At 64.9% G+C, this 8,854-nt stretch carries 9 protein-coding genes; 1 reads left to right on the top strand and 8 read right to left on the bottom strand.

Annotated features, from left to right (window positions below):
* Positions 1-33 precede the first annotated feature (33 nt).
* From APY03_RS40385 to APY03_RS19065, 3 genes are all read right to left on the bottom strand, one after another.
* Positions 34-285, bottom strand: coding sequence for a hypothetical protein (locus APY03_RS40385; RefSeq protein ID WP_083944471.1), 252 nt, complete (start codon positions 283-285; stop codon positions 34-36).
* A gap of 653 nt (positions 286-938) precedes the next feature.
* The gene (locus tag APY03_RS19070) at positions 939-1,970 is read right to left on the bottom strand and encodes a hypothetical protein (protein WP_068679045.1); all 1,032 of its coding nucleotides are present in this window, start codon (positions 1,968-1,970) and stop codon (positions 939-941) included.
* Positions 1,971-2,005: 35 nt separating this feature from the next.
* Entirely contained in the window at positions 2,006-4,762 is a 2,757-nt protein-coding gene (locus APY03_RS19065) for a DEAD/DEAH box helicase (protein ID WP_068679043.1), read from the bottom strand.
* Between the two features lie 276 nt (positions 4,763-5,038).
* Here APY03_RS19065 and APY03_RS41640 point away from each other — a divergent pair, with 276 nt between their 5' ends.
* Complete coding sequence (locus APY03_RS41640; protein ID WP_146039715.1) at positions 5,039-5,281, top strand: hypothetical protein; 243 nt, start codon at positions 5,039-5,041, stop codon at positions 5,279-5,281.
* A gap of 1 nt (position 5,282) precedes the next feature.
* Here APY03_RS41640 and APY03_RS19055 read toward each other — a convergent pair whose 3' ends face one another.
* The 5 genes from APY03_RS19055 to APY03_RS44110 all read right to left on the bottom strand — a co-directional run.
* Positions 5,283-5,732: a helix-turn-helix domain-containing protein gene (locus tag APY03_RS19055; RefSeq protein ID WP_068679039.1), complete on the bottom strand. Its 450-nt coding sequence runs from the start codon at positions 5,730-5,732 to the stop codon at positions 5,283-5,285.
* Positions 5,720-6,001, bottom strand: a complete 282-nt coding sequence (locus APY03_RS19050) for a type II toxin-antitoxin system HigB family toxin (protein ID WP_068679037.1) — start codon at positions 5,999-6,001, stop codon at positions 5,720-5,722. The genes APY03_RS19055 and APY03_RS19050 overlap by 13 nt, the downstream gene beginning before the upstream one ends.
* A 99-nt stretch (positions 6,002-6,100) precedes the next feature.
* Positions 6,101-8,032 (bottom strand): phage integrase family protein, encoded by a 1,932-nt coding sequence (locus APY03_RS19045; protein WP_068679061.1) that lies wholly within the window; start codon positions 8,030-8,032, stop codon positions 6,101-6,103.
* Entirely contained in the window at positions 8,029-8,295 is a 267-nt protein-coding gene (locus APY03_RS40380) for a hypothetical protein (RefSeq protein ID WP_083944470.1), read from the bottom strand. Before APY03_RS40380 ends, APY03_RS19045 begins: the two co-directional genes overlap by 4 nt.
* 326 nt (positions 8,296-8,621) lie before the next feature.
* On the bottom strand, positions 8,622-8,854 hold a 233-nt coding region (locus APY03_RS44110; RefSeq protein ID WP_232324337.1), incomplete at its 5' end, for a PIN domain-containing protein.

Here is an 8,854-nt window from a genome sequence, read left to right as displayed (position 1 = left end):
GCCCGCGGATCAAGGTCGTGGTTTATTGAGCGCTTACGAAGCGGAACACCGCAGTCTCCCGAGCGCCTCGATCATCGCCAACGCCTGCTGCATGGCGCAACCACGCAAGTCGACCACAACTCCGTTGGGAAGGCGTGCCTGCACATCCATGGATGAGGTCTCTTCCTGGCGCGCCGCTGCGACTTCGAGCGCCACGAACGCCGAAGTCTTCGCTTCGACAACATCCACGCTCGGCGCCGTGCTCTCGGCCAGTTGTCGCTCATACAAGCGCACCCAGCTGTTCACCTGGTTCGCGTTGACGCCGCAATCGCGAGCCAGCTTCGCTATCGATACCCGGGCTCACGACACGCTAGGACCAACTCGCGCTTGGCCTGTTCGTCGTAGATGCTGCGACCATCACGCTTGTGCCCGACCACCAAGCGCTTGGCCAAATTCGAAATCAACTCTGACATTACGTGCCCACGCTCTTGTACATGGGTACGTAGCCTCACACTTCGTGGCGCTCGAAGGAAGGGCGTGGTCTATTGCGCGCTTACGTCTGATCGACACGCATACAAGTTACTACAGTCGAATATGGTGGTCTCAAGGACTCAGTGCTGATTTGTTTGTCTGAGCACTGACCAACCCTGCGTTGCAGGTCAGCCCCTCCGATCCTCGTCTGTACACGGTGTACGTGCGTCATGGCACGCACATGGCCCGACTTTTCATTTGACTTCTGGCGCCACTGTAGTCGATAAGCTTGGTGGCGGCGGTGCGTCAGACCAAGTCGTCGACTCGGCAGAGCGGGCAGGCAAGGCGAGGACTCGCGCGAAGCGCGCGAGCTTAAGAGGATTCCGGTGCGTGGACGGTCAGGCTAGCGCTGTTACCTGGCTAGCCGAGTTAGATGACCTCAACACCCGTGGCGCAGCGCCCGTCAGCCGCACCAAGGAAAAAGCCCGTCAGATGCGAACAGTTCGAGCAGTATAGGCAACGATCCGAGTTTCTGTCTGTGCCGTTGTCCGATACAGGGCACGGTGCTTGGTGCGCAGCAAGACGCCGGAAGCGATCCAGTTCTGAATCATGTGCCGCGCGACGCCGCGCGCAATCAATTCGCTGGCTGTGACGGCCTTGCTTCGCTCGCGTCGCGGGGCTGCTGTCTTGCTGTCTTTCGCCGACACCGCCGACCCGAGAAGCGCATCGACGGCTTTCGGCTCCCGCGATCCCTTGCGAGACGGCGCCATGGCGGGCGGCGACTGCGCCGTCGACGCCGTGGATCCATCGTCGAGATCGATGCCGAACAAGGCCGACAGATCTGTGCCGTCCAAGGCGCCTTGCGTGTCGGACGGCGCCATCGCCGGCATATTGCCGAGTTGTCGAGTCAGGTCCTGCGGATCCACGTGGCGCAGTCGGAACAGCAGCTCCGGCTGGTTGTCGAGGCGAGCACCCACGCCGTACAGCACCGCCGCGACATGCTTGCACATCGACGCAGCGTCCGGGCAACTGCAACGCATGCTGATTTGCCGCGGCAGCGGGAACAGCCCCTCGCCACGGCGCGTCACAGTTTCCATCACCGCCTTGGACAGGCGGCCCTGCAACAATTCGACCAGGGAGGCCACCTTGCCCGAGCATTCCTTGATGATCGCGACCCACCTCGTCGCCGCCAGCGGCTGCACATCGATCTCGACACTGTAGACATCCGAACCGGACACGAGCGCCAACACCCGGCCGCTCTCGATGCGCAGATCGATGACGGAGCTGTTGCGCACATAGGTCCGCCCGCGCGGCAGCCGGTTCGCAAAATCGCTGTAGGACTCCAGGTTGTCGCACCAGGCCTTGCCCCAGAAGCTCTTGGCGATCGCACGGCCGTCGATCGTGACCGGCTGACAGCTCTGCCCTTTCTCGTTCAGCGCCGCAACCGTTCGCTTGGCCTGGCGCTGCCTTTGCGCCACTGGAATGTAGGGCGCCCAGCCGCCGTAGTCGTTTTGTCCCATGTGTTGCCCCGACCTCTCCCAAACAAGACGCGTTCCTACCGGGCCTTGGCCTCGTCCATGGCGCTGCCGATATCGAGCGCGACCATGCGCAGCAACTCGTCGTTGCTCAGCTCCGTCATCAGTGTCTCGCCGCCGCCATCGATGACCTGGTTCGATAAACCCAGTTTGGCGTCGACGAGGGCGTCGATCTTCTCCTCCACCGTACCACGGCAGACGAACTTGTGGACCAGCACGTTGCTCTTCTGTCCGATTCGATAGGCGCGGTCGGTCGCCTGATTTTCCACGGCCGGGTTCCACCACCGATCGAAATGCACGACGTGCGATGCTGCGGTCAGGTTCAGGCCTGTGCCTCCCGCCTTGAGCGAGAGCACGAAGAACGGCGGGCCATGCTCGCGCTGAAAGGCCTCGACCAGCGCCGCGCGTGCCTTCACCGCAGTGCCGCCGTGAAGCAGCAGTCCGGGACGCCCGAAAACGCCTTGCAGAAACTGCGCAAGCGGCCCTGTCATTTCCTGGAACTGCGTGAAGACCAGCACCTTCTCCTGGCGCGCAGCGACCGCCTCGCACAATTCCCGCAGGCGTGCGAACTTGCCGCTGTCGTGCGGCCCGTACGCACCGTCGCCCAGCCATTGCGAAGGATGGTTGCAGATCTGCTTGAAGCGCATCAGGAAGGCCAGGACCACGCCGCGCCGTTGGATGCCCTCCAAGGTCTCGATCTGCGTGGCCAGCGCGTCGACCGCCTGCTGGTATAGGCTCGCCTGCAGCCTGCTCAGTGCGCAGTACGCCTTGACTTCGGTCTTGTCGGGCAGGTCGGCGATGACCCGCTTGTCGCTCTTCAGGCGCCTCAGGATGTAGGGTCGCACCAGGCTGCGCAGCGGCGCGTAGTCGACGTGCTCCCTGCTCGCCAGGCTGCGCACGAAGCGGTTGAAGGTCGCACCGGGGCCGAGCAGCCCCGGACAGATGAAATCGAAGAGCGACCACAAGTCGCCGAGCCTGTTCTCCACTGGCGTGCCCGTCAGCGCGATGCGCACGCGGCTCCTGAGCGCTTTGATCTTGCGCGTCTGCTGGGCGCCGGGATTCTTGATGGTCTGTGCTTCGTCCAGCACGACCAACGACCACTGCACTTCGCCCATCCAGGCAAGGCGCGTCACGGTGCCATAGCTCGTCACGACGACATCGACGCCCGCCAGCCGCTTTTCAGAGAGCGCCGCCAATTCCTTGGCCGCCATCGCCGACGGATGCGCGATCAGGAGTCGCAAGTGGGGTGCGAAGCGCGCTGCCTCCGCTTGCCAGTTGGCAATCAGCGAGGCGGGCACGACCAATAGGTGTGGCCCCGGGTCGCGCTCACGCTTGAGCAGCGACAGCAGACCGAGCACCTGAACGGTCTTTCCCAGGCCCATGTCGTCGGCAAGGCAGCCGCCCAGTCCCAGGCGGTTGAGCAACCACAGCCAATGCACACCCTTGCGTTGATAGGGTCGCAGCTGTGCCTTGAGTTCGGGCTGCGGATCGGTGGCCTCACCTGACTCGCCAGGCTCGCGTAGCTGCGCGAGCGTGTTGTGCAACCAGTCGCCCGCCAGGACCGTCGACCACTCGGCGCTGGTTTGCGCCAGCTCGGCGCTGGATTTGGCGTCGATGAAGGCGCCCGACAGCAGGCGCATCCCGTCGAGAAAGGAAATGCCGTCGGCGGCCGAGCGCTGCACCGTCTTCCAATGGGCCAACACGGCGTCGAGCTTTTCGCGGTCGACCTCGACCCAGCGTCCCTTGAGCCGGACCAGACCGTCGCCGGCCGCGGCCAATTGCTTCCACTCCTCGTCGGAAAGCGGTTCGCCGTCGAGCGTGAGTTCGACGTTGAAGTCGAGCATCGTGTCCAGCCCAAGGCCCGAGGCGTGCTGACCCAGGTTCACCCGGACTTGCGGGCGCGGTGGGTGCCGCGGCTTCCACCAATCGGGGATGCGCACGATCAGGCCGCTGGCTTCGAACAGGGGCACGTTGCGCAGGAACTGGTACGCCTCGGGCGGCGACCAGGCCAGCGGATGAAACACCTTGCCCGCATCGACCAACGCCTTCAGCCACGGGCTTTGCTCGGCCGCCTTGTGCACCGGCAAGAGCAACTTCAACAGCCCGGCGCGATCCTGGGCCTCGGAATAGCTGTGCAGCGCTCGCCCCAGGGGCACGTGCTGGACGCGAGCGTCCTTCGACACATGGCTCGCGCGAGTGGCGAGAAAGGCGAACGGTGCCTGCTCGTTGCTCTTGTTCTCGGCCAGATGAAAACAGACTCGGCCAACCAGGTTCCAGCTAGGGTGCTTGCCTCGCAGCCAGGTATCTACCTCGCCACCGCCGGCGGCGATTTCCTCGCGCACGGCCGTGTGCAGGTCTACCCACCATGCATCGAGCACCGCGCCGTCGAGGTATTCCGCACCCGTCATTGGTGGCGCTGCGGCGGCCAGTTGTTCCAGCGCTGCGCGGGGGGCGGTCAACTCGACGCTCGCCCAGTTTTCGGCCAATGTGGCAAGGGCGGTCAGCCGCACCATGAACAGATGTGCGAACTCGCGGCCGAAGGCAAGCGCGGGTGTCAGGGCGCCGCCCAATTCCACCGCGCCTAGTTGCAGCAAGCCATGCGCGCCGCTGCGCTCGAAGGCCTTGCAAATGCGCGTTGCCGCGGGCGATTCCGGGGCGTCGGCAACGCCGCGCGCAATCTCCAGGTAGACCCGGCCGGCAGGCGAGATGGCAAGGTCAATGGCCAAGCCCACGAGATCGCCCTGGGGGGCAGGCGTAGCGCAATCGAGATCAGCCATGGGAGCATTTTCTGGCGCAAACGTCACCGGCCGGCGCTAGGCCGCGCATGCGATGCGAGGCGCCGATTGCTGCTGGCCGGCGCCTCTGCCTTCGCACCAGGTCCGTATGCATGGGCCCAAACTCCATTGGACCGCGTGCAGGCCCGGGCGCCGGTGCGCGAGTTTGTGTTCCTGGGCGGCTTCAATTGGGCGGCCGTCAACGTGATTGCGTAGCGCGAGGGTCAGGGAGAAGGAAGCCCGGCCAGGCTGCTGACATCATCTCGACGATGGGGGGCGATGGCAGCAATCCTGGCACGCCAGGGAGTGCGCTTCGACGATGTCGAATGGGTAAAGGCCGGCGGCGTGCTGCAGAGGTTCGAAGTATTGCATGTCAACGGGTCGGTATCCGGCGGCGTCGCGCAGTTCGTTTTCCTTGAGCACGATCTCCACCGCGCGCGTGAACGACTCCATTGGAATCTGCAGCGAGCCCGGCAGGCCGTGCCTGTGATTTCAGCGAGCCGGCCCCCAAGCCAGCCTTGATCTACGCGACCGGCGCGTGCGTCCCATCGACAAACGCTGCCACGGGAACGGCAAACCGACTCGCCAACGCACGCATCTGACGCAAGTTCAGTTCACGTTTTCCGCTCAGAACTTCCGAGACGACGCCTTGCGACCCAAGTTCTTCGGCCAGGTCGGTTTGCTTGAGTCCGTGCTGATCCATCAGGAAGCGCAGCATTTCGCTGGGCGCCACGTCTTTGGCAGGATAGTGGGCGTCGTCGTAATCGCCAATAAGTTCGCCGAGCGTCGCGGCCAGATCGGCCAGAGGGTGGGCCTCATCAGCAGCGCCGGCATCGAGCAAGGCATTCAGCGAGGCCACGGCCGCGTCATAGTCGACCTCAGTGCGGATGGGACGAAGCGGAACGTGCTTTGAGATGGCCGAGAAGTGTCCGGCCAAGTCATCAGCGGCTTGACGATCAATCACGACTTCCATTTGTCGTACTCCTTGTGCGTGAAGACATGTCGAACAAACAGCATTTGGCGATTGAAATGGATCGAGGAAATCACTCGGTACTTGTTTCCGCCAATGTCAAACACGTAGAAGTCGCCGACCTTGTCTGTTGCATTGAAGGCCCCCTTCAATTCCGCATAGTTGGAAAAGGCTCCGGTCTCGACGATCTTGCGCCACGCCTGCAACGGGGCATCAGCATCGCGATGAACCATTGAGAACGCGGTCAAGGCTTTGTTGGAGATCACCCGCATCGGATCAAGTATATCTCATTTTGAGATATACCTCGCCGCCACAATGCCTCCCTCAGCGGCGCTGACCTCGTCCGGGGCGATGGCCGTTTTCGCCTCACACTACGCGGGACGCCCCAAAATCCCCGCATCGCATTCATCCTCTCGTCGCGCGGGAACGAGGTACATCGACGTCGTGCCGACGGATGCATGTCCAAGGTTGTTCTGCACCACCTGAATCGGCATGGGCGCCTGCCCTTCCCTGCCCTGCAGCGCGTGGGACCCGTGGGTATGCCGCAGCCAGTGCGTGCTGGCCTTTCTCAGTTGCCGCGCGTCCATGCCGTCGGCGCGGGTCGCCGCCTGCCCGAGGAACGCCTTGATGGCCTGGTAGAGCCCAGACGCCGACCATCCCACCGGACGCTCGAGCGGGGTGTCGAAGCGGGCCATCACGGGGATGCCCTGGTTGCTGATCGCCCCCACCTGGCGCTCGAAGCCATGCCGCGCCAGCTCGTCACCGAGCTCTTCGACCAGCTGCCCCGGTACCGGCACTTGGCGGATACGCCCCCCCTTCCCTCTCACCGACAGCAGCCAGCCGGTCGCCGTTGTTCCATCGGCCGCCTCGTGCTCGACCTGCTCCAGATCCTCGCACTGGACGCTCGTGATCTCCGCCAGGCGAAGCCCGGTGGCGTAGAGCCAGCGCATGCCGCGTCGCAGACGCCGCCCGGCTTCCGTGTCGACATGGTCCTGCAGCAGGGCGTCGAGGTGGTCCCACTGCGCAAAGGTCAAGGTCCGACTCGCGCCCAACGGCCCCTGGGGATTCGGCGGAAGGGTGACCGCCGCGAACGGGTTCCCCACCACGTAGCCCTGGCTCACGAGGAACGCGAACAGGCTGCGCAGGATGATCAGGGATTGCCGCAGCGCCGTCGGCGTCAGCGGTCCTTCGAGCGGCCGCCACATCGGCGACCAGCGTTGATGGTGCCGCGGCCCGCACCAGCTCGACGGCGGGTCTGCGACAAAGCCGCAGTAGGCGCTCGCATCCTCCGCTGACAACGAGGACAGCGCCTTCCTCCGTTCCAGGACGGACCAGAGCAGCAGCCGCTCCGCTTCCTTGCGATAGGAGCGCTGGGTCGCCGACAGTTCCCTGTTCCCCTCACCCGGGCGCTGGGCGGCCAGCCAGGCGCCGATGGCTTCATGATCGTTGACTGCCAGGACCCGGCACTTGGCCTGGGGCGCGCGGTAGTGCCCCTCGCGGCCGTCGAGCTCGGCGGGCAGCTGGAATTTTTCATAGGGCACGAGGGCCGTCGCCGCCGGCACCACCGAGGCCAAGGCCGCCGGTGTCAGCTGCGCCCGCGGCATGGTGACGTGCACGCCGACGCGCAGGCCGAGGACCGCTTCGTTGGCATGGAGCCAGTCCAGGATCCGGGCCGCCTTGCGCTCACCCACCCCGGGCACCTGGACCCACCAGCGGGCACCGATGCCGTTGATGCGTTCGACCACCGCGGCGAGGCTCGACAACCCGGCGCGCTCGAGCCGGGCGGCCAGCGACGGGTGCAGCCAAGCCGCCACGCTGTCGCTGGGACGCGGGTCCTGGACCACCAGGCCCTCGAGCCAGCGCAGCGCCTCCAACTGGTGTTCGATGACCCGGGCCCGGCGCGACGGCCCGGCTGACCCAGCGCTTTTGTAACCGCCCTGCCCTCCCCCACCCCCAGCCGGGTAAGCGGCTTCGTAGGCCTCGATCTGCTCGGCCTCCGAGAAGTCCTCCAGGCCCTGCGCGGCCGCGAACTCGGCCAGGGTCGGCAGGGCCGGCGCGGCGGTGAAGCGATCGGGATCGAGCAGGATCAGCCGCGCCGTGCCCGGCTTCTGCTCGCGCCGCGCCGCCGCCGCAAACTGGTCGCGGATCCAGGCGATGGTCCGGCGCACCGTGCGCAGATCGGTGTGCTCGCCTTCGAGCCGCAGGTACCGGTCCCAGCTGGCCCGTTCGTCCAGGCCCTGGGCCAGCGCCCGCATGAAGGCGAAGTGGCCGCGATGGAGCTTGCGGGGCGGTGCTTTTTTCACGTGGGAGACATCGGGCCGCCGCTGGAGTCTGAGGGCGAACTCTGCCAGAACTTCCACCACGGGCGAGGCGCCATCGGCTCTGCCCGCAGTTCGTGCAATTGGCTTTCGCGCAACCGGCGCCGCCGCGCGACTTCCAGTGCATGCGCGACGCCGAAGGCGTCCCGATCGCCGTAGCCCGCGCGCGCGCGCCAGCTCAGGGCAAGGTGCGCGAGTTCCTCGTCCTCAATTTGGGCCAGCTGCGATGGTGTGGGGACGGCGGTCATGGCACGACGAAGATAGCCGATTAAAAGCTGGACGGTTTGCAACGCAAGCCGCGGGTGTTCGAACCGGCACGACCCTCACCGCTTCCGGGCGAGCAAGGTCGAGCCTACGAGCGATCTATTCTGTTGAGTATCCACATAATCATCAATTTGATTTTTAGCCGACGCGGCGGTACTTTTCTGAGGTCATCTTCCTAAGTCATTGATGGCGTTGGGTTTTTATCTCGATGGGTCGTAGCACATTGGCTCTGCAAGCGAGATTAAGTCCCGTGCCGGTAGTCGACGCTGTTCTGCTGGCCCGTTTCAGTGAGCACCGTGGGCACGGCCAACTACGCAGTCCATGGGGTGAGCACCTGCAGGCCCATCGCCTCGAACGGCCCGGTGTCGCGGGTCGCCACCGCCTCAATGCCATTGGCGTGCGCAACGGCCGCGATCTGGGCGTCACCCATGGAGATGGTGTGCCCTGCCCGACGCGCCCTTTCCGCCATCTGCGCATAGGACCGGGCGGCGAACTCATCGAACGGCAAGCATCTGAATCGCGCAATCAGGCTGTTGATGGCTT

It is taken from the genome of Variovorax sp. WDL1 (assembly GCF_001541225.1).
Classification (GTDB): domain Bacteria; phylum Pseudomonadota; class Gammaproteobacteria; order Burkholderiales; family Burkholderiaceae_C; genus Variovorax.
This window is presented reverse-complemented; position numbering and strand designations above follow the sequence as displayed.